The following is a 20631-nucleotide window of genomic DNA, read 5'->3' as shown; positions in this document are numbered from 1 at the left end:
ACAGGAGAGACAAAGATGAAGAAGGGAATTTCAAGAAGACAGTTCGTTGGCCGCTCGGCGGCACTCGCCGGCCTGGCCGCCGCAGGTCCGCTCGGTCCCGCCTTTGCGGCGCGCCGCGACCGGATGAATATCCTTTGCTGGGAAGGTTACAATTCGGACGAGGTCCTTGGACCGTTCCGCAACGCGCATCCCGACGCGACCGTGCGTGCAGAAAGCGGCACTTCCGATCCGGACATGATCAACAAACTTCGCGCCGGGGAAACTTCGGTCTGGGATCTGATCAACGTCAACCAACCCTGGGCGCGCGACCGTCTCTATCCTGACAAGTTGATAAAGCCGCTCAACAAGGATCGCTTCCTGCCGTACTTTGACAGGATGCTGCCATCCTTCAGGAACCCGCCTTATGAGCTGTCCTTTGCGGATGATGGAGAGCTTATCGGCATGCCGCAGCGCTATGGGCCATTCAGCTTCGTCGTGAACACCGACAAGATCAGCCGCGAGATGGCGGAAGAGCAGGGCTGGAACCTGTTCCTCGATCCCAAGATGAAGGACCGATACGGCGTTCTGACCTATGACAACTGGAACGTCATGCATATGTGTCTGACGGCCGGTCTGAACCCTTTCGAGCCGGTCGAGGGCGAGAATGTCGAGAAGTTCCGGGAAACCGCCAGGACGATCTTTGGCGGGGCGAAGCTGCTGACCGATGATCTCGTGGCGATGAATACCGCGCTGATCAACGGCGAGATCGACGCCTACTTTACCGGCGGCACCTATACAGCGTCTCCGGCGCGATATGACGGTGCCACTAATATTCGCGCCATAACGCCGCTATCCGGCCCGGTCGATGGCAAGGGAGGTGTGGTCTGGATCGAGTTGACATCCCTGGTCAACAATCCGGACCCAAGCGATCTGGCCGAGGATTTCCTTGAATTCGTCCAGACGCCGGAAATCTCCAAGGCCGTCGCCTTTACGGAGGGGACATACAACCCGGTCAGCCAGATGGGCGACGAGGCGGTCATGGCGCTGTTCGACTCGGACGAACTGGACGCGATCCAGATGGACTCACTTGCCGAGGAGATGGAACGCTCGCTCGACTACCAAGTCGTCACATCCTACGACACGCTTATCGATATTTATACCGAAGAGCGCCGCTCGTAAGCGTGAATGGCCCCGGCGTCTCAACCGTCGGGGTCGCTTCTTCTGAATTTCCTGTTTTCAAGGTTAGAGCATGAATTCCTCGCCTTTTCTGAGCCTGCGTGGTGTGGTGAAGTCATTCGGAAACTTCACCGCGCTCAACCGGATCGATCTCGATATCAAAGAGGGCGAGTTCTTTACGATCGTCGGCCCCTCCGGCAGCGGAAAATCAACGCTCATCCGCCTGCTTGTCGGTATGGATGATTTGACCAGCGGCGAAATCCGGCTGCGTGACCAACGCATCGATCAAACCCCCGCCAACCAGCGCCCGACCTGCATGGTTTTCCAGTCGCTGGCGCTGTTTCCGCACATGTCGGTTGGCCAGAACATCGAGTTTCCGTTGAAACTGCGCAAGGAAGTGCCTGATCGCCGCAGGGCCAGAGCGCTGGAACTGCTGGACCTGCTGCGCCTGCCGCAAAGCTATTACGATAAGCGAATCTCGCAATGTTCCGGAGGCGAGAAGCAGCGCGTCGCGCTGGCCCGGGCGCTCGCCTTCGATCCCGAGATCCTGTTTTTCGACGAACCGCTCTCGGCGCTCGATTATCGCCTGCGCAAGACGCTTGAAAAAGAACTGAAGGATCTGCACGCGCGCACGGGCAAGACCTTTGTCTACATCACCCACTCCCTCGAAGAGGCAATGGTGATGTCCGACCGGATCGCGATCATGAAGCAGGGCAAGATCGAGCAGATTTCAGTAGCCGACGAAATCTACGGCGCACCGGTCAGCCGGTTTGTCGCCGAATTCATGGGCGAAGTGAACCTGTTTGACGTGACCGTCGGCGCCGATGGCGTTGTATCCAGTGATATCCTTGCAATCCGTCCCGGCGCAAAACTGGAACCAGCCGCGCAAGGGGGGCGTGGCCTGCTCATGGTGCGTCCCGAGTATGTCGGTTTTGCGGATACCGCCGATGCTTTCGACTTTACCATGTCCGGTCCGCTGCACGGCGAATACGCGCTTGGATCGCGCATCCAGTATGAAATCGAGACCCCGACCGGCATGGTCACGGTCGAAAAGCTGCGTGAAGACCGGCGCACCGTATCCGAGGGCGAGACGCTGACCATCGGTTTCAATGTCGAGAACACCCATTTTATCGACGAGGCCGCATGAAGTCCCTCGATCAAAAACTCGGTCTTTTCTCCGCCCTGCCGGTGGTGCTGCTGCTCGGGTTGGCGTTTCTTGCGCCGCTTGTCGTGGTCGCTCTGTTCTCCATCATGCCGACCAAGGTCTTCTCGCTCGCCAATATGCCGGACTTTTCGGCCTACGCGGTGTTCTTCCAGCAGGGCTACTACAAGTCTCTTCTGTGGTCGCTGGGGATGGCTTTGGCGTCGACTGCGATCCTGCTGGTTGTGTGCTGGCCGCTCGCTTATGCCATGGCCAAGATTTTCAAGCGGTTCACGCTGGTCCTGACCATTGCAATCGTCATGAGCCTGTTCGTGTCCGAGAACATCCGACTTTTCGGCTGGGTTCTGACGCTGATGAAGGGTGGGCTGATCGAAGGACATTTCCGCGCTCTCACCGGTATCGGTTTTGACAGCCCCCTTTACGGCGTTCCGATCATCGTTTTCGGTCTTGTCTATGTCTACTTGCCCTTCATGCTTTTCCCGCTGGCGCAGGGTATTGCGATGGTGCCCGACGACACCCGCCAGGCCGCATATGACCTTGGCGCGTCGCGCTGGCAGGTGCTCTGGCAGATCGAGATCCCCTTGGCCGCGCCCGGCATCGTCGTAGGCTCGCTGCTCAGCTTCGTGCTTGCAGCAGGCGCGCTGGCCGAGTCCAAGATACTTGGTGGTCAGGCGGTGATCGCGATTGCCGACGACATCGAAACTGCGTTCACCTTTGGCCAGAACTGGCCGCTTGGGTCCGCGCTGTCCATGATCCTGATCCTCATTATCGGGACGCTTGCCCTTCTTGGCGTCTCCAGGGTCGATCTCGACGCGATCATGGGAAGGAAACGCTGATGAACGCCAGCCGCCTGACCCGGACTGTCCTGTTCGTCTACGGGATCCTGATGATCGCCTTTTTGTACCTGCCTCTGGTCTCGGTCGGCTTCGCCTCCGTGTCACAGGCGCGGTACCTCAGCTTTCCGATCCGTCGCTACTCGACAAAGTGGTACGGCGAGGCATTCGAAAGCAGCACCGTCAGCGAGTTGCTCCTGACCTCGCTTTCTGTGGCGGTCGTCGTCACGATCGTGTCGCTGATTTTCGCGTTTTTCGGCGCGCTGGCATTCGCCCGTTATCAATGGCGGTTCCGGAACACGTTCCAGAAACTGATCCTGCTGCCCATCTTTTTTCCGCAGACCGTCCTCGGGCTCGCGCTGCTGATGTGGTTCAACTCGCTTGGTATCATTCCCACCTGGAAGACCGCGGTCGTCGCGCATCTGGTTTGGATCACGCCGATTGCCACACTGATCGTCGCCATCCGCGCCTACAGCTTCGATCCCGCGCTGGAAGAGGCGGCCCGTGACATGGGAGCAGGGACGCTTACCGTCCTGCGCGAGATCACGCTGCCACTGCTTATGCCCGGCCTCGTGTCGGCCGGACTCTTTGCCTTCCTGCTGAGCTGGGGGAATTTCCCCTTGTCACTTTTCACCACCGGGGCGGATTCGACCCTTCCCGAATGGCTCTACGCCAAGATGGTTTCGGGCTACTCGCCGCTTGTGCCCACGCTCGGCATCATGTCCGTAGTCGGATCGTTCCTGCTGATCCTGTTCGTGTTCGCGGTGGTTTGGCTGATGCGGGCAAATAAAGAGGCCAGAACGGCCCAGGACTGAACCAACACAAGAAGACACCAATACGGAGGAAATTTCATGCTTACGTCACTTAAAGGCAAAAGCGTCATTGTCACAGGCGGTTCCAAAGGCATCGGCCGCGGCATTGCCACGGTCTTTGCGCGGCAAGGCGCGAAACTGACGATCGCCGCCCGCAACGAGGACGACCTGAAAAAGGCCGCAAGCGAGATTGAGGGCGATGTCCGCTACGAGGTGTGCGACGTGTCCGACTGGGACTCGGTCAAGGCCATGGTGGACAGCACCGCCGAGGCGCAGGGCGGCCTGCACGTGCTCTGCGCCAACGCTGGCGCATTCCCTCAGACCAAGATGATCGATATGGACCCAGCCGAATGGGACCAGGTCATGGCCACGAACCTGCGCTCTTCTTTTCTTTGCGTGAAAGCGGCCATTCCGCATTTCGAGAAAGCGGGCAAGGGCCGTGTTGTGATCACCTCGTCCATCACCGGCCCGCATACAGGCTTTCCGGGCTGGGCGCATTACGGCGCCTCGAAATCCGGACAACTCGGTTTCATCAAGACCGCTGCAATGGAATTGTCGCGCTACAACACCACGATCAATGCCGTCATGCCCGGCAACATTTATACCGAAGGTCTTCAGGATCTCGGTCAAGATTATTTGGACACAATGGCTGCTTCTATCCCGCTCAAGCGTCTTGGCGATGTCGAGGATATCGGCAATGCCGCACTGTTCTTTGCGTCGGACGAAGCTGCGTACATCACCGGGCAGCAGATCGTCGTCGACGGTGGTCAGATCCTGCCCGAGTCGCTCGAGGCAATGGAAGAAATCTGACAATTCTAAAAGAGGACAGGAAGGGAGATCGCGATGTCCGGATCGGATTTGGCTCTTGAAGAATTGCTGCGCCATCTCGACCAGCTCGCGCAGGAGTCGCTCTCATTGTGGGATGTTCCCGCAGATGCGAAGGCTCGGCTGATCAACGTTTCCGAGAATGCGACCTACCTCGTGGAAGCGCCAGATGGCTACAGGTCCGTTCTTCGCATTCATCGCGAAAATTACCATTCCCGTCGTGCGATCGAATGCGAGCTTGCATGGCTCGAGGCGCTGGACCGCGAAGGTGTGGTCACGACGCCGGGTTATCATACCGGCAAAAACGGCGATCCGATCCAGAGCGGTAGCGTCGACGGTCTGGCCGATAGCCGCTACATGGTCCTGTTCCATTTCGTCGAAGGCTCGGAGCCCGATGAAAGCGGTGATATGACCGATGGATTCGAGGAGCTCGGCACCATTGCCGCGCGCTGTCACGAACATGTGCTGAGCTGGGGCAAGCCGGACGGATTCGAACGTCTTACCTGGGATGCCGACGCGATGTTCGGTCCCGAGGCGACATGGGGCGACTGGCGCGACGCCCCAGAGGTCACGGCAGAGGTCGCGCAGGTGCTGGAGAAGGTGCAGCAGACAATTTGCGACCGGCTCGACGCGTTCGGCAAGGCACCCGACCGGTTCAACCTGATCCACGCCGACATGCGTCTGGCCAATCTGCTGGTCGATGCCAACGGGACCCGTCTCATTGATTTTGACGACTGCGGCTGGGGCTGGTTTCTCTACGACTTTGCGGCGGCGATCAGCTTTATCGAGGATGACCCGCGTATTCCCACCATGCGCGAGGCTTGGGTTCGGGGATACCGTTCGGTCCGCGAGATGAGTGAGGACGAAGAAGCCGAGATCGACACTTTTATCATGCTCAGGCGCATGGCGCTGCTGGCGTGGATCGGCAGCCATATCGAGGCGCCCGAACCACAGGAACTCGCCCCAGGCTTTGCGGCGACCACGGCGCGCCTGGGCCAGGCCTACATGGATAAAATCGGGGCTTAGCCTTTTGCGGAAGGGACAATCATGAGCAATTGGAAAACAGCTTTCCGCAGCTTCTACTATGAGAACGCGAAAGATCCCGACGACATCATTCTCGACCCGGCGCGCACCGCGCTGCTCGTTATCGACATCCAGAACACCTATCTGGAAACACCGGACGACAAAGCCGAGGCCGACCGCTGGCAGCCCTTCTTTGACCGAATGAACCATATCGTCATCCCCAATAACGCGCGGCTCATCGAATGGGCTCGTGCGGAAGGGATCGAAGTGATGTTCGCACGGATTGCCTGTCAGACAGAAGATGGCCGCGACCGCTCGCTCAGCCAGAAGAAACCCGGCTTCAATTATCTTCTTTTGCCCAAGGAGCGCAAAGACAGCCAGATCGTCGATGCGCTCGCTCCAAAGGGTGACGAAATTGTGGTCACCAAAACCACCGACAGCGCGCTCACCGGCACCAACTTGCGCCTGACGCTACAAAATATCGGCATCCGGAACGTAATCGTTTCAGGCATCTTCACCGATCAATGCATCAGTTCGACGGTGCGCTCGCTGGCCGATGAGAGCTTCGAGGTTCTTGTTGTTCATGATGCCTGCGCAGCGGCCACTGATGAATTACATGAACGCGAACTTGAGATCATCAATATGATTTATTGTCATGTCGTGGGACTGGATGATCTGCAAGGATTTGTTGTCCCTGTCTTGCACTAGTCCTTTATCAGGGCGCACCAGTTCTGTCGGCATTGCCAAAGTGAACGAGGCGCGGATACCGATCACATGACCCTGAACCGATGGGCGGTGAAACACACGCCGCTGGGCCCCATAGAAAGGAGATCGCCAACTGGCCGATTCCGGCGCATGAATGAAAGCTATATCGAGATAAAGGGCCGGTGGTGCTACCTGTGTCGGACTGTCGGCGACCACGGGTGAACGCTGATTTCATGCCGAGAGCCGCGACGAGACGGCTGCGACAGCCTTTTTCGCCCGAACGATTGAAACCAACGGCTGGCCGACATGGTAGAGACAGACAAGAGCGGTGCAACCCTCGCCGAAATCGAGACCGCTCATATGATCTGCAAAGGTCAGCCTTCAGCCAACGGCCAGAATCCATTTCAGCAGTTCGCTGCGCTCGCGGGATAAGTACGTTGGCCAGAGGTTTGTATCAATTCCAAGAGAAATTTGCGGCAGAACCATATGATGCCTCGCTGTGCGCTTTTCGCTTGCACTGCCGCTAGGCAGAATGCAGCAGGGGGCATGAGCACACCTGACAACAGCCTGGAATTGGCCGCCCGCGCGCGCGGGCATCGTCGTATTGCGGGTGTGGACGAGGTCGGCCGTGGCCCACTGGCCGGGCCGGTCACTGCGGCGGCCGTGGTTCTTGACCTCGATGCGGTGCCTGGGGGGCTCAATGATTCCAAAAAGTTGTCGCCTAAGGTCCGTGCGGTTCTGAATCAGGAGTTGCATCGCGTCGCAGAGGTCAGCATCGCCCATGCGAGTGTTGAAGAGATCGACCGGCTGAACATTCTGCGCGCCAGCCACCTGGCGATGGAGCGCGCCGTTGCGGCCTTGTCACCGGCACCGGATTTCCTGCTGATCGACGGCAACCTGATCCCGTGCGGGCTGAGCATACCCGCCGAGGCGGTGATCAAGGGAGATGCCCGTTCGGTGTCGATTTCCGCAGCGTCGATCGTGGCCAAAATCGCACGCGATCGCATCATGGTGGATTTGGCGCAACAGCATCCCGGATACGGATGGGAGACCAATGCCGGATACCCGTCAAAAAGACACAGGGACGCGCTTCAAAATCTCGGTGTGACCCCACACCATAGACGTTCGTTCAAACCGGTACACAATATATTGTATCAAGAAAAATCTATAAGCCACTGATTCAAAAAAGAAATTGACGACGAATCGGCTTTGACTCATCCTTGCCTCAACCAAAGAGCGCACAAAGCGCCACGGACAGAGGCAGACAATGACCAAGACCAAGACCAAGGGGGCCCCGGCGCTCCCGCTGAACACGATCATGGATGGCGATTGCATCGAGGCAATGAACAGCCTGCCCGAGGCTTGTGTCGACCTGATCTTTGCCGATCCGCCGTACAACCTGCAATTGCGTGGCAATCTGCACCGCCCCGACAACAGCCAGGTGGATGCGGTCGACGATCACTGGGATCAGTTTGCCTCTTTCGGTGCATATGATCGCTTCACCCGTGAATGGCTCGCCGCGGCGCGCCGCGTTCTCAAGCCGAACGGGGCCATTTGGGTCATTGGCAGCTATCACAACATCTTTCGCGTCGGTGCGGCGTTGCAGGATGCGGGATTCTGGATTCTGAACGATGTGGTGTGGCGTAAATCCAACCCGATGCCGAATTTCCGTGGCAAACGTCTGACCAATGCCCATGAGACGATGATCTGGGCCAGCCGTGACGAGGCGGCCAGGTACACCTTCAACTACGAGGCGCTCAAGTCGCTGAACGAAGGCATCCAGATGCGCAGCGACTGGGTGTTGCCGATTTGCACGGGGCACGAGCGGCTAAAGGATGAAAACGGTGACAAGGCGCATCCGACGCAAAAGCCAGAGAGCCTGCTGCATCGGGTTCTCGTTGGAACGACCCAGCCGGGCGACGTGGTGCTCGACCCGTTCTTTGGCACCGGCACGACCGGTGCCGTGGCCAAGATGCTGGGGCGCGATTTCATCGGAATCGAACGCGAAGCCACCTATCGCAAGGTTGCAGAGAAGCGCATTGCCAACGTGCGCAAATTCGATCGTGAAGCCTTGCAGGTCAGCACCAGCAAGCGCGCCGAGCCGCGCGTTCCCTTTGGACAACTTGTCGAACGGGGCATGTTGCGTCCGGGCGAAGAACTGTTTTCGATGAACAGGCGTCACAAGGCCAAGGTGCGTGCCGATGGCACCCTGATCGGCAGCGACGTCAAGGGATCGATCCATCAGGTCGGTGCCGCTCTGGAGGGCGCGCCGAGTTGCAATGGCTGGACCTACTGGTGCTTCAAGCGTGACGGCAAGACGGTGCCGATCGACGTGTTGCGCCAGCAAATCCGCGCCGAGATGCAGAACTGACACATCAAAATACCGAGCTACCGCCGGTGCCTGTGGCCTGTCATGAGGCACCAGACTTGCCCCGCCTTCACGGCGGGGCTCTTTTCGTTTAACCGCTTACGGACGGATCGTGATGTGCCTGTGGTTTGGAACCCGGCAACAGGACCGCGTGTCGCTTTGGGTCCTGCGCTGAGACGGCATATCCGTTGCGGTCGGACGATCAGCGCAGCGATCGTCCCTTTCTGATCGCATCCGATCCGAACCGCGCGCGAATCGCATCCGTGGCGCGTTCGGCGCTGCTGCGCTGTCGTGCGCCCGGATCGAGCAGGTCGCCCGACTTGTCGGCTTCGGTCTCGGGCACCAGTTCACTCAGCCCGCAGCCCAACAGACGGAAGGGGCCCTGATTTGCCACCTGATCGAACAATGCGCGTGCGGTGCGGTAGATCGTGTCGGCCATTTGCGTCGCATCGCGCAGCGCCTGGCGGCGGGTCAGGCTGCTGTGGTCCGCACGCTTCAGCTTGAGTGTCACGACCCGACCGGCGATATGCCTGGCCTTGGCGCGATCCGAGACCTTTTCGGCCATGCGCCACAGGTGCCCGTCAAGCAGATCGGGATCGCCGGTGTCTTCGGAAAAAGTGGTTTCGTTGCTGATCGATTTCACCGGTTCATGGGCGGAAACGCGGCGCCGGTCCTGTCCGCGCGCGAGATGCCAGAGGCGTTCGCCCATCGCGCCGAAACGCGCCGAAAGCGCGGTTCGCTCCCATCGCAGCAGGTCGGAAAAGGTTCGGATGCCCGCCTTGTCGAGCGAGGCCTGAGCCGCGGGACCAATGCCCCAGATCAGGCGCACGGGCTTGTCGTGCAGGAACGCTGCGGTTTCCGCCTTTCCGATCACCGAGAAGCCGCGCGGTTTGTCGAGATCCGAGGCCATCTTGGCGAGGAACTTGTTGTGGGACAGGCCGATCGAACCGGTCAGGCCAAGCTCGTCCTTCATGCGTTTGACCAACCGGGCCAGCATCACCGCCGGCGGTGCGCCATGCAAGCGGGTGGTGCCGGTCAGATCGAGAAAGGCCTCGTCCAGCGAAAGCGGCTGAATTGCGGGGGTCAGTTCTTCCATCAATGCCCTGATCTGGCGACTGGCTTCGACATAGGCTGCCATGCGGGGCTTGATGATAACGGCGTCCGGGCACAGCTTCAGCGCCTGGAACATCGGCATCGCCGAATGCACACCACGGATGCGGGCAACATAACAGGCGGTCGACACGACCCCCCGGCGACCACCGCCGATGATCACGGGTTTGTCCGCCAGATCGGGATTGTCACGCTTTTCCACGGACGCATAGAACGCGTCGCAATCCATATGCGCGATCCCGAGATCGAACAGTTCCGGATGCCGCAGGACGCGCGGGCTTGCGCATCTGACGCAGCGGCGCATGTCGCCTTGCGCCTGATGCAGGCAATCTCGGCAGAGTGAGGGCATTGTGGATTTGTCCGATACGCACATCGTTACTATACTCGTCATGATACAGCAGGTTGCTTTGCCGCGTCAGCGCATTTTTCAGGGGGCCGCGCCTCGATCATGGAGTTTTCCGGAGCCAAGCTGGCCCTGTTCCTGGGGAGCGATCTGTTGGTGATCCGCCGCGATGACCGCCCGGACATTCCCTGGCCGGATCATTGGGATCTGCCCGGCGGCGGGCGCGAAGGCAGCGAGACTGCCGCGCAATGTGTGTTGCGCGAGACCTATGAGGAAGTTGGCCTGACCTTGCACGAGCGCGATCTGGTCTGGGCGCGCTGTCATCAGCGACCGCAAGGTTCCTCATGGTTCTTTGCGGCGCATCGACCACGCCAGTTGCGGGAAAAAATCGTGTTCGGAAACGAAGGGCAGGGGTGGCGCCTGATGCCGGTCGGAACCTATTGCGAACACGACTTGGCGGTGCCGCACCTTGCCGAACAGATCCGCATGTATCTGTCGCAAAAGAACGGCTAGCCGGGGCTCTGCAGAAAGACCCCCCGCGGATGAGGCGGGGGGAGGTTGCGAACCACAGGAAGAAAAGGTTCGCAGGGGAGTATCCGTTGACCCGGCGTCACCTAAAACCACTGATTTGAAAAGTCAGGAATTCCTGACGCTGGAAATACAACTCCTGAATGTGCTTTTACGGGCACAGGCGGGAAACAACATTTCCTGGTGGTTGCAAGCGCGCGTCACGAACCGGCCATTTCAGCGAGTATCGCCTGTGCGGCGGCGCGCGGATCCGGTGCGGTCCAGACCGGACGACCGACGACAATATGGTCGACCCCGTCCGCGATTGCGGTTTCTGGTGTCGCAACCCGCTTCTGATCGCCAAGCGCCGCACCTGCCGGTCGAACGCCCGGAGTGACGATTAGGCGGCCCTCCGCTTCGGGCAAGGCGCGGATTGCGGCTGCTTCCTGCGGGCTTGCAATGACCCCGTCGGCCCCGGCCGCAAGCGCACGCGCGGCCCGCTCGACAACCAATTCGGGAACCTGTCCGGCGATCATCATGCTGTCATCCAGGTCGCCGCGATCCAGCGAGGTCAGGATCGTCACGCCGAGGATTTTCAGTCCGCTGCCCGCTGCGCCTTCCTTGGCGGCCCGCACCACATGCGGATCGCCATGCACGGTCAGAAAGTCCAGATCGTATTGCGCGAGACCGCGCACCGCGGCTTCGACCGTCGCGCCGATGTCAAACAGCTTCATGTCGAGAAAGATGCGTTTGCCGTGCTCTTCCTTCAACTCGTTGGCAAGGGCCAAGCCGCCCCCGGTCAGCATTCCGAGCCCGATCTTGTAGAACCCCACCGCGTCGCCGATCTGTCGGGTCAGTTCCAGACCCTGTAATGCGTTAGGGACGTCAAGTGCGACGATCAGGCGGTCATCGGATTTTTCGGGGGACATGGCAGGCTCCGTTTTCTGGCGGCTTGGGGCTCGCGCCTGTCTATGGTGTCAAATCGCCCGGAGCAAGCTGATCGCGCGGTCCGCAAGTGGTTCGGGAAGGGTAAAGCGTTGAAATCGACGAAAGAGGATCGTGTTGGACGGGTAATCCCCCCGATCTTAAGAGGATGCGGAATTAGAATTTTCCCTGCAGGATGAACGAGGGTAAGCGCTTTGCTGTGACCCTAGGTGTTTGATCCCACGGTTTAATGGTGTGATCCTTTCGCAGGAATGGAAAGATCGCACCATTAAACCGTGGGATCAAACATCTAGGCTGTCGGTGCCTCGGTGGGCAGCCCGCCGGGAACGACGTGCTTCGGTGCATCGCCCTGCGTTGCGAAAAGCTCTCAACTCCTCGAAAGCCTTCGCCGATCTGGCTTGCGCTATGGCATGGGTAAACCAGATGCAGACGCCGCCTCAGTGGCCAATCTAATAGGCTCTCGTCGTCCATGCTGGCCTCTTTCACCAGTATGGGATCTGAACCATGGTCCGATGAAAATGGGAAGCCCCATTCGATTCAGTCAAAGACTGAGCTGCTTTGACTTGACGGTGCCGTTTTCTGTTGCGCATCGGCAGACACAGACTTGCTCAACTCAATTGGGTTTATCCTGCTCGATGATGTCCAGCTTTCTTGAAACGGCGACTGACGATACGCCTTCATCCCTCTCGAGGTCTTCCAGCACGTCCGGGTCGAATTCGGCGGTGAACATCTCGTCGTCGATCCGCTTGCGCAATTCGACATCCTTGGGAACATAGCCCTCGACATTGACCTTCACGATGGCGCGCAGCCTGCTGTGCTCCGCCTTGTCGAGGTCGGATTCCGAGACCCCGCTGACTTTACGGAACCGGTTCCTTTGAATCTCGAAGCTGCTCATGCCTGTCTCCCGCACTCAGGGTGCATCCTTTCAACATAGGCATTCCTCGGCCTCACGGCGAGTCTTCTTGATGTCAGGTCTTCTTTTTCCTGGGCGTCGATCTCGTTTTGCCCGCAGATGCCACCAGAGGCGCAGGGCTGCGCTTATGTATCTCACCGATCGCCTTTGCGGCGTCGATTCGTCCGCGACCGTAACGCGCATCCCACCCCCCGGAAGGTGTCGGCGGAGATGAGTTGACGGATGCGGCGATAACGTCGTGGAGCTCTGTGATCGTGAGGTCGGTGCCTTGTTTCCTGGCCTCGGCGAAGATCAGGGATATGATTCCCGCCATCGCGGGCGCCGCCATGCTGGTGCCGCTTTTAGACACGACACCGGTCCGGGTTCGCGAATGGGCGGCCTCGACCGCATGCCCCGGTGCCGATACCTCCGGCTTGCGCCGACCGTCGCGGGTTGGCCCCTCGCTGGAAAACCATGAGATCGGTTTCTCCGATTTATGGGCATCGTAGGATCCCACGACGATCGTGTTTCGCCCGCAGGAGATAGAACCGATCGTGTGGCTGTTATCGTGCGGCGGGGCAAAGGAAGAGGGCGCGGCGTTGTCGCGCTCGATCCAGGCGTGAAAGTTGCCGTCGGTGACCGATCGTCCCAGCAGGCGGACCGTCCAGGCCCCCGATGCGACCGTGTCTTCCAGAAAGATGCCGATCTGGTTGTCGCCGTTGTTCGGGTCGCGCAACCGGTTGGCGGCAAATATCTCGACATTGCCCGCGGCGTCGAGCAACTGACCGTTGCTGCCGGCAGGGATCGTGCCGAGGCTGTTGCCCGAGGGATCGATCAGTTCAACGTCGAAGGCGTCGGAACCGGGATACCAGACGTCAAGCTCATTGTGCGAAAAGTCGTTGGTCGGCACACGCCAGATCAGGTCGATGAAGCCATCCTGCGCGATCTGCCCGGCGGCATGAATGCCGTCCTTGTGCGAATTGGACGCCGCAATGGTCACGGCGCGGTTTGGCGCTTCGCTCAGAAGCCGGTCAATCCCGTCCTCGACCAGGGTCGAGCCGTCATGCGGCCCACCGTTCGTTCCGAGGCTGATGTTGACGACACATGGCCGGTCACCGGCCTTGTCGAATATGTACTGAACCGCCTCCAGCAGCATGACCGAATCTCCGAACGAGGTCTCGACGACGCTTGGCCCGGAAAACGGGATGTCGGCGTGGGAAACGTCGACGAAGATCAAGGTGGCGTTCGGGGCGAAACCCGCGACGCCCGAACCAAAGCCGTTTCCTGCGGCGATATCCATCACATGTGTGCCATGCGTGCCGACACTGTTGGGGGTATCGAGGTCGGGCGCATATCCGAGCGCAGCATAGGGATCCGCCAGGGCGAGCGCGGCGTTGATCTCGGCGGCGGTGTATTCGCGGCCATAGCTAACGGCAGTCGACGTCGGGATCCTTGCGCCAGCCTGGTGCCAGATCGCTTCGATCCTTGTCCTGCCGGCACCGTCCCTGAAGTTGCGATGCGCATAGTCACATCCGTAGTCGATGACGCCCACGACGACACCCTCTCCGCCATTTGCCAGCGTGTCGGGTGGTAGCAGATCGGGCCTGGCCGAAGTTTCCGCGATCCCTGCGGCGAGCGTCAGCTGGACCGGCTGTGCGGCCTTGAGGCTCTCGACAAAATCCAGTTCGCGGATGAATTCGATCCTGTCGAGCGGCACCCGACCGGTCACGATGGTCGTCTCGTCTTCGGCATCCTGACTGGCAATGGTCATCGGGTTTCGCACTTCGCTCAAACCGTGCCATTTGACGGCGTTCCTGACCTTGGCAATCACCGAGATCTCGCTCGGTGCCGACGAGGCTGTGGCACTCCGCAGAAAGCCGCGTTTTCGGTTGCTGACCGCCCATTGGAGGTGCGGGTCCATTGATGTTTCCGTGTCGGTCACGGTGAACTCGGTGCGTGTGGCGGTCTCTGTCATTTGATCCTCCGCTGTCAGGCGTTGGCGTTACCGGCGCGGGTCAGCCTGTCGGGTGAAATTGCGCCCACAAATCGCCGGCGTGGTCAATGCCGAAGCATCGGATTGCCAGTTCAGAGCGGCCGCGATCGGGCCAGGCGTTTCCGCCAGAGGAGCGCGGGGGGGCTGGCGTCGGATCACCTTAGCCCCAGGAACCTTCCGCTGACCTGTCGGCCGATCTGTTGTGCGGCCTCTCCGGCCATTGCGATGACATCCTCCAGCCTTGGGGCATCATAATCGTCGATCCGCTCGATATAGGGGCAGGTGAAGGCGGCAATGGCACAGCCCGAGGGGTCGAGGATCGGGAAAGACAGGTTGATGACCCCGGTCAATGTCTGGCTCGCCCCGCGTGAGAAGCCGACCTCTTTCACGTGATCGAGTGTTTTCAGAAAGGCGGCGTCGGGTATCCGGTCTTCACCTTTGACCAGGTGATGTTCGCCGATCATACGCTTGCGTGTTTGATCCGGCTGAAATGCCACCAGAACGAATCCGGAACCGGTATTGTACATTCCGACGGTTGCGCCGGGCCGGAGGGCAAGCCGCCAGTTTCCGGGCGCGGACATGGATGAGGAAATCACGACATTGCCGTCTTCCCAGAGCGCAAGATGGCTGGACTGTTCGCTTTTTTGCGTGAACTGCCGCATCAGCGGTTCGGCGATGTCCAGCAACCGACGCCGCGGCGGATGCGCGTTGGCGAGCATCAGCAGCTTGAGACTCAGCATGAATTTGTCCCCGCCCGGAGAGGAGGTGACATAGTTGCGCCGCTCCAGCGTGCTGAGCATACGGTAGATTTCATTGGCTGTGCGACCGAGTCCCTTGGCGATCTCGACCTTGGTCAACCCTTCGGGCGAGGCGGCAAGAAATTCAAGTATATCCAGCCCCTTATCGAGCGCGGGCGCCCGGTATTTTCCAGTCTCTTCGTCCAATACATCATCGCCTTTCCAACACTGGCGAAACACTAGCCGCAAGTTTTCATTGACACAATCAATCAATTCATTGATGAAGCAACAACTCATATGTGAATTTTGGGTGGAGGCGCGACCTCGACCCATCGCCTTCCCGGCGTCGCCGGGCCAGTTTCGAAGGGGTAGGCATGACCGACAAGATCACCGAGCGACTCTCGACCTGCTATTCGGGCGTTGTGCATGACATATTGCGCGCTATGGGGCTGCGAAATTTCACGTTGCCTCATGACATCACGCCCCTGATGCCGGAACGGACCCTGTGCGGACCCGCCTTCACCATCGAGGGGCGCCCCGATGATACTGCCGACGGGCATCAGACCCTGCTGGCCTGGACCGGTCTTTTGTCCAAGGCCCGGGCGGGCCATGTCTGGGTCAGCCAGCCGCACACGCACGACCTGGCACAGATGGGCGAGCTGACGGCCGAAACGCTCCAGAAGAAGGGTGTTCTGGGTTGCGTTCTTGACGGTCTGGCGCGGGACACGAACTTTTTGCTCGACATCGGATTTCAGACCTGGCGGCGGGGACATACCCCCAAGGATGTCGTCGGGCGCTGGATACCGACCGCGACGGATGTTCCGATTCAGATCGAAGACGTGCGGATCGAGCCGGGTGATTATATGCTTGGTGATCGGGATGGTATGGTACGTGTACCGCGCGCCCTTGCCGAAGACGTGACGATGAAAAGCGTCGAGGCGATGCAGACCGAAAGCAAGGTGCGGACCGCGATCATGAACGGCACCGATCCACAGGAAGCCTATCTGACTTACGGCAAGTTCTGATGCGCATCAGGAGGCTGGACATTCGCGCGTGCCGGATTGCCGGCGATGCCGCTTCTGGCGACCTGCTCCGGGGTGCGAAACGGGCCGAGGGGATCGAGTTTCTGGTCTACACGATGGAAACCGATTGCGGGCATCGGGCATCGATCTTCGGCTTTGCGGGTGCGAGCGCGCTTGGCTCTGCCCATCTGGCCGCGTCCCTGAAGCACTTCGTCGAGGGAAGGGACGCGCGCGACCGCGAGGCACTCTGGCATGATTTTCGAACCCAGGATCGATTCTGGAGCCACCTGCCGATCTATATCTACGGGCCGCTGGACACATGTCTCTGGCTGTTGGCGGCGCAGGCGGCGGGCCAGCCACTCTACAAGTTTCTGGGCGGCGTTCGGGACGAGGTGCCGGTATACCTGAGTTCGATGTTTCATGACGATGCCGACGTCTATATCGCCGAGGCGATGGCCGCGCGGGACAACGGGTTTGCAGCCTACAAGCTGCACCCGCCTGGCAAGTCGATTACCGATGATCTGGATATTCATGCCGATGTGCGCGCGGCGGTCGGGCGCGAGTTCACGCTGGCCTCGGATCCCGTCGCGCTCATGACCCTGCCCGAGGCGCTGCGCTATGGCCGGGGTCTTGAAGAGCTTGGATTTGCCTGGTTCGAGGAACCCATGGCGGATGAAAGCCTGTCTTCCCTGCGCGAGTTGACCCGCGCGCTGGATATACCGGTCTGGGGAACCGAGGTCATCGCGAAACATCCATACAGTATCGCGGAATGTCTTTCGACACATGTGGTGGATGCGGTGCGCGCCGACGTAAGCTGGTCGGGCGGTGTGACCGCAGTCATGAAGACGGCGCATCTGGCCGAGGCGTTCAACGTCAATTGCGAGTTGCATTCGACCATCTTCCATCCGCTCGAACTGGTGAATCTGCATCTGTGCGCGGCGATCCGCAACTGTTCCTATCTGGAGCTGCTGTGCCCGGTTGAGGATTTCGCCTTTGGTCTGACCGAGCCGTTGCCCGTTCAAGACGGTATCGCCCGCCTTCCCGACACGCCCGGCCTGGGCCGCGATCTCGACTGGGATCTGATCGAGAATGCAACCGTCCTCAAAATCTGACGAAAGCCCCGCATGACCACTCCGAACACACACAAGCTGTTGCTGCTCTCCGATACTGATAATGTTCTTGTGGCGCTCGGACCGGTCGATGCCGGCCCGAACCCTGTATCTGACGGCACGTTCGTCGATGTGAAACAACCGGTGACGCTGGGCCAGAAGATCGCGCGCGTCGCCATCGCCCGGGGCGAGAAAATCCGCAAATACGGGGTGCCGATCGGCTCGGCCTCGGTCGATATCTCACCGGGCGACCATGTGCATGTGCACAATATCCAGAGCGACTATACCGCCACGCATTCGCTGACGGAAACCGCAGGAGGCACCCATGCTTGAAGGCTATCTGCGCCGTGACGGCCGCAAGGGCATCCGCAATGTGACCGCTGTGGTCTATCTGGTGGAATGCGCGCGCCATGTCGCCACCGAAATCGTGATGCCTTATCGCGATCAGGGCGCACAGGTGATCGGCTTTCCGGGGTGCTATCCGAACGACTATGCCCAGACCATGATGGAGCGGCTGTGTACGCATCCCAATGTGGGCGCGGTGCTTTTGATTTCGCTTGGATGCGAGAGCTTCAATCGCTTCCGGCTGGAAAAGGTCGTTGCCGAGAGTGGCCGTCCCGTCACCTCTATCGTGATCCAGCGCGCCGGGGGAACCCGGTCCTCGGTCGATCAGGGCCGGTCCTGGGTTGCCGAGCAGATCGAGGCGCTGCGCGTCACACCCCGCGTTCCCATGGACATGTCGGATCTGGTGGTCGGTACGATCTGCGGCGGATCGGATGCTACCAGCGGGATCACCGGCAATCCGGCGGTCGGTCGCGCCTTTGACCGGATGGGCGCCGCCGGTGCCGCATGCATCTTTGAGGAAACCGGCGAGCTTATCGGATGCGAGCAGATCATGGCCGCCCGCGCCGCCACCCCGGAGCTCGCGCGCGCGCTTGTGCAATCGGTGAACAAGGCCGCCGAATACTATGCCACGCTGGGCTATGGCAGCTTTGCGGCGGGCAATGCCGAAGGCGGGCTGTCGACCATCGAGGAAAAATCGATGGGCGCTTATGCCAAATCCGGCGCCGCGCCGATTGTCGGTCTGATCAAACCGGGTGACATTCCGCCAACCGGCGGCCTGTATCTGCTGGATGTGGTCCCCGATGGCGAGGTGCGGTTCGGCTTTCCCAACATCAACGACAATGCCGAGATCGCCGAGCTTATCGCCTGCGGAGCGCATGTGATCCTGTTCGTGACAGGGCGCGGCTCGGTGGTGGGCTCGGCGATTTCGCCGGTCATCAAGGTCTGTGCCAACCCGGATACCTATGCGCGGCTCTCCGAGGATATGGACGTCAATGCCGGGCGTATCCTTCAGGGGGACGGGCTTGATGCGGTGGCCGACGAAATCCACGACCTGGTGATTGATGTGGCGGCCGGGGCGCCGACCAAATCCGAAGAGCTCGGCCACGCCGAGTTCATTCTGACCTATAAGAGTTTCGACCCGATCGGGCCTGCCTGCCTGCCAGGCTGACTTGCAGTCACCCGCACAATAAGATCTCGGTTTACAGGAGGAAAAGATGAGATTTTTGACCACGCTGAGCGCCGTCGCAACCGCGGCCACATTGTCCTTGATGTCGCAGGTCCAGGCGGAGGAATGGCGTCTGGGGCATGTCTTGCCGCCGTCGCATCCGACCAATCTGGCGCTGGAAAAGGCTGCTGCGCAAGTTCTCGAAAAAACGGACGGTCGTGTTGACATAAAGGTATTCCCTTCGGGACAGATCGGCGGCGCCAAAGAGATCCTGACGGGCATGACACTTGGCACGCATCAGATGGCCTTTGACGGTGCCGGCATCCTGAGCCAGTGGACGCCCAGCATGGGGGTTTTCGAGGCACCGTTTCTCGCCAAGGACTTCGCCCATGTCGAGCGCATGTTCGCAAGCGAGCAGGGCCGGAAGATCGTCGAGGAACTGCGCGCCGATCATGACTTTCGGATGCTCGATATCTGGTACTACGGCACTCGCCATCTGACCAACAACCTCGGCCCGGTCAATTCGGTTGCGGATATGGCGGACATGAAGGTGCGCGTTCCCGAGGTGGCGCTGAGCCTGTCGTTCATGAAGGCGCTTGGCGCGACGCCGACACCGATGGCCTTTTCCGAATTGTACCTGGGCCTGCAAACCGGCGTCGTCGACGGCCAGGAAAACCCGCTGCCCACCATCGATGCGGCCAAGTTCTATGAAGTCCAGGAACATCTGGCTCTGACCGGGCATCTGGTCCAGTTCGTGGCGCCCATCGTGTCTGAAATGGCCTGGAATTCGTTGTCCGAGGAAGATCAGGCCATCCTGATCGAAGCCTTCAGCGAGGTAGGCGACGCATATAACCAGAGCATCGTGGACGTCGAGGCAGACCTGGTTGCGACGCTGAAGGACAAGGGCATGAAGGTGACAGAACCCGATCGCGCCGAGATGGCTGCGGCCATGGCCCCGGTCTATGCCGAATTCGAAGATGTCTGGGGCGCTGGCGTCTTTGATGCCATGGCCGCTGTCGAGTGACCTGAGTCCGCGCTGGGCCGCCACCAACCGGCCCGGCGCAATTATGCAGCCGAGCGAGGATTCATGACATGCGCATGTTCGAAAAACTGGAAGAGATTCTTCTGGTGATTCTGTTTCTGACGGCCTTTGGGGTGCTTGTCCTGCAAATCCTCAGCCGCCATTTCTTTCCCTATCCCCTGGCCTGGTCGGAAGAGGCCGCGCGCTTCCTGTTTCTGTGGATCGTGTTTCTGGGGGCGGCTTATCTGGTCCGGCTGAACGGGCATATCTCGATCACATTGCTGACCAACCGGTTTCCCAGCCGACTGCGCACCACGGTTTACATGGCCATGCAGCTTCTTGTCCTCGGCTTTGCCGTAGCGCTTTGCTGGCATGGCACTGATGTTGCCTGGAAGGTCCGCAAGCTGCCCACGATTGCGATGGGTATCAGTTCATCCTGGGAATATGCCGCCGTGCCCGTTTCCGCCGCACTTATCGCCGTGCGCACCGCAGCGAACCTCATGCGCGCGGCGCGGCACGGTGCCCCGAAAGATGCCGATGGCTCGTTGATCTGAAGGCC

At 59.9% G+C, this 20631-nt stretch carries 21 protein-coding genes; 16 read left to right on the top strand and 5 right to left on the bottom strand.

Features of this window, described 5'->3' with window-relative positions:
- The first annotated feature begins 15 nt into the window (after window positions 1–15).
- From AB9K34_RS09740 to AB9K34_RS09700, 9 genes are all read left to right on the top strand, one after another.
- Entirely contained in the window at window positions 16–1158 is a 1143-nt protein-coding gene (locus AB9K34_RS09740) for a PotD/PotF family extracellular solute-binding protein (protein ID WP_369954225.1), read from the top strand.
- A 70-nt stretch (window positions 1159–1228) separates the two neighbouring features.
- On the top strand, window positions 1229–2302 hold the full coding sequence (locus AB9K34_RS09735; protein ID WP_369954224.1) for an ABC transporter ATP-binding protein: 1074 nt from the start codon (window positions 1229–1231) through the stop codon (window positions 2300–2302).
- On the top strand, window positions 2299–3153 hold the full coding sequence (locus tag AB9K34_RS09730) for an ABC transporter permease (protein ID WP_369954223.1): 855 nt from the start codon (window positions 2299–2301) through the stop codon (window positions 3151–3153). The genes AB9K34_RS09735 and AB9K34_RS09730 overlap by 4 nt, the downstream gene beginning before the upstream one ends.
- The gene (locus tag AB9K34_RS09725; RefSeq protein WP_369954222.1) at window positions 3153–3965 is read left to right on the top strand and encodes an ABC transporter permease; all 813 of its coding nucleotides are present in this window, start codon (window positions 3153–3155) and stop codon (window positions 3963–3965) included. Before AB9K34_RS09730 ends, AB9K34_RS09725 begins: the two co-directional genes overlap by 1 nt.
- A 36-nt stretch (window positions 3966–4001) precedes the next feature.
- Window positions 4002–4772, top strand: a complete 771-nt coding sequence (gene fabG / locus AB9K34_RS09720; protein ID WP_369954221.1) for a 3-oxoacyl-ACP reductase FabG — start codon at window positions 4002–4004, stop codon at window positions 4770–4772.
- Between the two features lie 33 nt (window positions 4773–4805).
- The gene (locus tag AB9K34_RS09715; protein ID WP_369954220.1) at window positions 4806–5813 is read left to right on the top strand and encodes a phosphotransferase enzyme family protein; all 1008 of its coding nucleotides are present in this window, start codon (window positions 4806–4808) and stop codon (window positions 5811–5813) included.
- A 21-nt stretch (window positions 5814–5834) separates the two neighbouring features.
- Window positions 5835–6518: a cysteine hydrolase family protein gene (locus AB9K34_RS09710; protein ID WP_369954219.1), complete on the top strand. Its 684-nt coding sequence runs from the start codon at window positions 5835–5837 to the stop codon at window positions 6516–6518.
- Between the two features lie 543 nt (window positions 6519–7061).
- Window positions 7062–7694: a ribonuclease HII gene (locus tag AB9K34_RS09705; protein ID WP_369954218.1), complete on the top strand. Its 633-nt coding sequence runs from the start codon at window positions 7062–7064 to the stop codon at window positions 7692–7694.
- 88 nt (window positions 7695–7782) lie between these two features.
- Window positions 7783–8886 (top strand): site-specific DNA-methyltransferase, encoded by a 1104-nt coding sequence (locus AB9K34_RS09700; RefSeq protein ID WP_369954217.1) that lies wholly within the window; start codon window positions 7783–7785, stop codon window positions 8884–8886.
- A gap of 199 nt (window positions 8887–9085) precedes the next feature.
- Here the strand turns inward: AB9K34_RS09700 and AB9K34_RS09695 are convergent, their stop codons facing one another.
- On the bottom strand, window positions 9086–10342 hold the full coding sequence (locus tag AB9K34_RS09695) for a DNA polymerase IV (RefSeq protein WP_369954216.1): 1257 nt from the start codon (window positions 10340–10342) through the stop codon (window positions 9086–9088).
- A gap of 99 nt (window positions 10343–10441) precedes the next feature.
- On the opposite strand from AB9K34_RS09695, the gene AB9K34_RS09690 reads away from it, so the two are divergent.
- A complete protein-coding gene (locus AB9K34_RS09690; protein ID WP_369954215.1) occupies window positions 10442–10849 on the top strand; it encodes an NUDIX hydrolase in 408 nt (135 codons plus the stop codon).
- A gap of 215 nt (window positions 10850–11064) precedes the next feature.
- Here AB9K34_RS09690 and pyrF read toward each other — a convergent pair whose 3' ends face one another.
- From pyrF to AB9K34_RS09670, 4 genes are all read right to left on the bottom strand, one after another.
- Window positions 11065–11772, bottom strand: a complete 708-nt coding sequence (gene pyrF / locus AB9K34_RS09685; RefSeq protein WP_369954214.1) for an orotidine-5'-phosphate decarboxylase — start codon at window positions 11770–11772, stop codon at window positions 11065–11067.
- A gap of 629 nt (window positions 11773–12401) precedes the next feature.
- Window positions 12402–12683 carry a hypothetical protein gene (locus tag AB9K34_RS09680; protein WP_369954213.1) on the bottom strand — a complete coding sequence of 94 codons (282 nt, stop codon included), beginning with the start codon at window positions 12681–12683 and terminating at the stop codon, window positions 12402–12404.
- Between the two features lie 73 nt (window positions 12684–12756).
- Window positions 12757–14655, bottom strand: a complete 1899-nt coding sequence (locus AB9K34_RS09675) for a S8 family serine peptidase (RefSeq protein ID WP_369954212.1) — start codon at window positions 14653–14655, stop codon at window positions 12757–12759.
- 173 nt (window positions 14656–14828) lie between these two features.
- Complete coding sequence (locus tag AB9K34_RS09670; RefSeq protein WP_369954211.1) at window positions 14829–15617, bottom strand: IclR family transcriptional regulator; 789 nt, start codon at window positions 15615–15617, stop codon at window positions 14829–14831.
- A 167-nt stretch (window positions 15618–15784) separates the two neighbouring features.
- On the opposite strand from AB9K34_RS09670, the gene AB9K34_RS09665 reads away from it, so the two are divergent.
- The 6 genes from AB9K34_RS09665 (at window position 15785) to AB9K34_RS09640 (ending at window position 20626) form a co-directional block, all read left to right on the top strand.
- Window positions 15785–16435: an RraA family protein gene (locus AB9K34_RS09665; RefSeq protein ID WP_369954210.1), complete on the top strand. Its 651-nt coding sequence runs from the start codon at window positions 15785–15787 to the stop codon at window positions 16433–16435.
- Complete coding sequence (locus AB9K34_RS09660; protein WP_369954209.1) at window positions 16435–17544, top strand: enolase C-terminal domain-like protein; 1110 nt, start codon at window positions 16435–16437, stop codon at window positions 17542–17544. Before AB9K34_RS09665 ends, AB9K34_RS09660 begins: the two co-directional genes overlap by 1 nt.
- A 12-nt stretch (window positions 17545–17556) precedes the next feature.
- Window positions 17557–17874, top strand: coding sequence for a UxaA family hydrolase (locus AB9K34_RS09655; RefSeq protein ID WP_369954208.1), 318 nt, complete (start codon window positions 17557–17559; stop codon window positions 17872–17874).
- Entirely contained in the window at window positions 17867–19054 is a 1188-nt protein-coding gene (locus tag AB9K34_RS09650) for a UxaA family hydrolase (protein ID WP_369954207.1), read from the top strand. Before AB9K34_RS09655 ends, AB9K34_RS09650 begins: the two co-directional genes overlap by 8 nt.
- A 46-nt stretch (window positions 19055–19100) precedes the next feature.
- On the top strand, window positions 19101–20075 hold the full coding sequence (locus tag AB9K34_RS09645; RefSeq protein ID WP_369954206.1) for a sialic acid TRAP transporter substrate-binding protein SiaP: 975 nt from the start codon (window positions 19101–19103) through the stop codon (window positions 20073–20075).
- Window positions 20076–20143: 68 nt separating this feature from the next.
- Window positions 20144–20626, top strand: coding sequence for a TRAP transporter small permease (locus AB9K34_RS09640; protein ID WP_369954205.1), 483 nt, complete (start codon window positions 20144–20146; stop codon window positions 20624–20626).
- The last annotated feature ends 5 nt before the right edge of the window (window positions 20627–20631 follow it).

The organism is Sedimentitalea sp. XS_ASV28 (genome assembly GCF_041224545.1).
Lineage (GTDB): Bacteria > Pseudomonadota > Alphaproteobacteria > Rhodobacterales > Rhodobacteraceae > Sedimentitalea.
This window is presented reverse-complemented; position numbering and strand designations above follow the sequence as displayed.

Bases quoted from the DNA above. Each gene is read 5' to 3' on its own strand.
- AB9K34_RS09650 (WP_369954207.1), top strand. From the start codon at position 17,867: ATGCTTGAAGGCTATCTGCGCCGTGACGGCCGCAAGGGCATCCGCAAT.
- AB9K34_RS09735 (WP_369954224.1), top strand. From the start codon at position 1,229: ATGAATTCCTCGCCTTTTCTGAGCCTGCGTGGTGTGGTGAAGTCATTC.
- AB9K34_RS09740 (WP_369954225.1), top strand. From the start codon at position 16: ATGAAGAAGGGAATTTCAAGAAGACAGTTCGTTGGCCGCTCGGCGGCA.
- AB9K34_RS09680 (WP_369954213.1), bottom strand. From the start codon at position 12,683: ATGAGCAGCTTCGAGATTCAAAGGAACCGGTTCCGTAAAGTCAGCGGG.
- AB9K34_RS09640 (WP_369954205.1), top strand. From the start codon at position 20,144: ATGCGCATGTTCGAAAAACTGGAAGAGATTCTTCTGGTGATTCTGTTT.
- fabG (WP_369954221.1), top strand. From the start codon at position 4,002: ATGCTTACGTCACTTAAAGGCAAAAGCGTCATTGTCACAGGCGGTTCC.
- AB9K34_RS09645 (WP_369954206.1), top strand. From the start codon at position 19,101: ATGAGATTTTTGACCACGCTGAGCGCCGTCGCAACCGCGGCCACATTG.
- AB9K34_RS09705 (WP_369954218.1), top strand. From the start codon at position 7,062: ATGAGCACACCTGACAACAGCCTGGAATTGGCCGCCCGCGCGCGCGGG.
- AB9K34_RS09660 (WP_369954209.1), top strand. From the start codon at position 16,435: ATGCGCATCAGGAGGCTGGACATTCGCGCGTGCCGGATTGCCGGCGAT.
- AB9K34_RS09675 (WP_369954212.1), bottom strand. From the start codon at position 14,655: ATGACAGAGACCGCCACACGCACCGAGTTCACCGTGACCGACACGGAA.
- pyrF (WP_369954214.1), bottom strand. From the start codon at position 11,772: ATGTCCCCCGAAAAATCCGATGACCGCCTGATCGTCGCACTTGACGTC.
- AB9K34_RS09715 (WP_369954220.1), top strand. From the start codon at position 4,806: ATGTCCGGATCGGATTTGGCTCTTGAAGAATTGCTGCGCCATCTCGAC.
- AB9K34_RS09695 (WP_369954216.1), bottom strand. From the start codon at position 10,342: ATGCCCTCACTCTGCCGAGATTGCCTGCATCAGGCGCAAGGCGACATG.
- AB9K34_RS09730 (WP_369954223.1), top strand. From the start codon at position 2,299: ATGAAGTCCCTCGATCAAAAACTCGGTCTTTTCTCCGCCCTGCCGGTG.
- AB9K34_RS09710 (WP_369954219.1), top strand. From the start codon at position 5,835: ATGAGCAATTGGAAAACAGCTTTCCGCAGCTTCTACTATGAGAACGCG.
- AB9K34_RS09690 (WP_369954215.1), top strand. From the start codon at position 10,442: ATGGAGTTTTCCGGAGCCAAGCTGGCCCTGTTCCTGGGGAGCGATCTG.
- AB9K34_RS09700 (WP_369954217.1), top strand. From the start codon at position 7,783: ATGACCAAGACCAAGACCAAGGGGGCCCCGGCGCTCCCGCTGAACACG.
- AB9K34_RS09725 (WP_369954222.1), top strand. From the start codon at position 3,153: ATGAACGCCAGCCGCCTGACCCGGACTGTCCTGTTCGTCTACGGGATC.
- AB9K34_RS09665 (WP_369954210.1), top strand. From the start codon at position 15,785: ATGACCGACAAGATCACCGAGCGACTCTCGACCTGCTATTCGGGCGTT.
- AB9K34_RS09655 (WP_369954208.1), top strand. From the start codon at position 17,557: ATGACCACTCCGAACACACACAAGCTGTTGCTGCTCTCCGATACTGAT.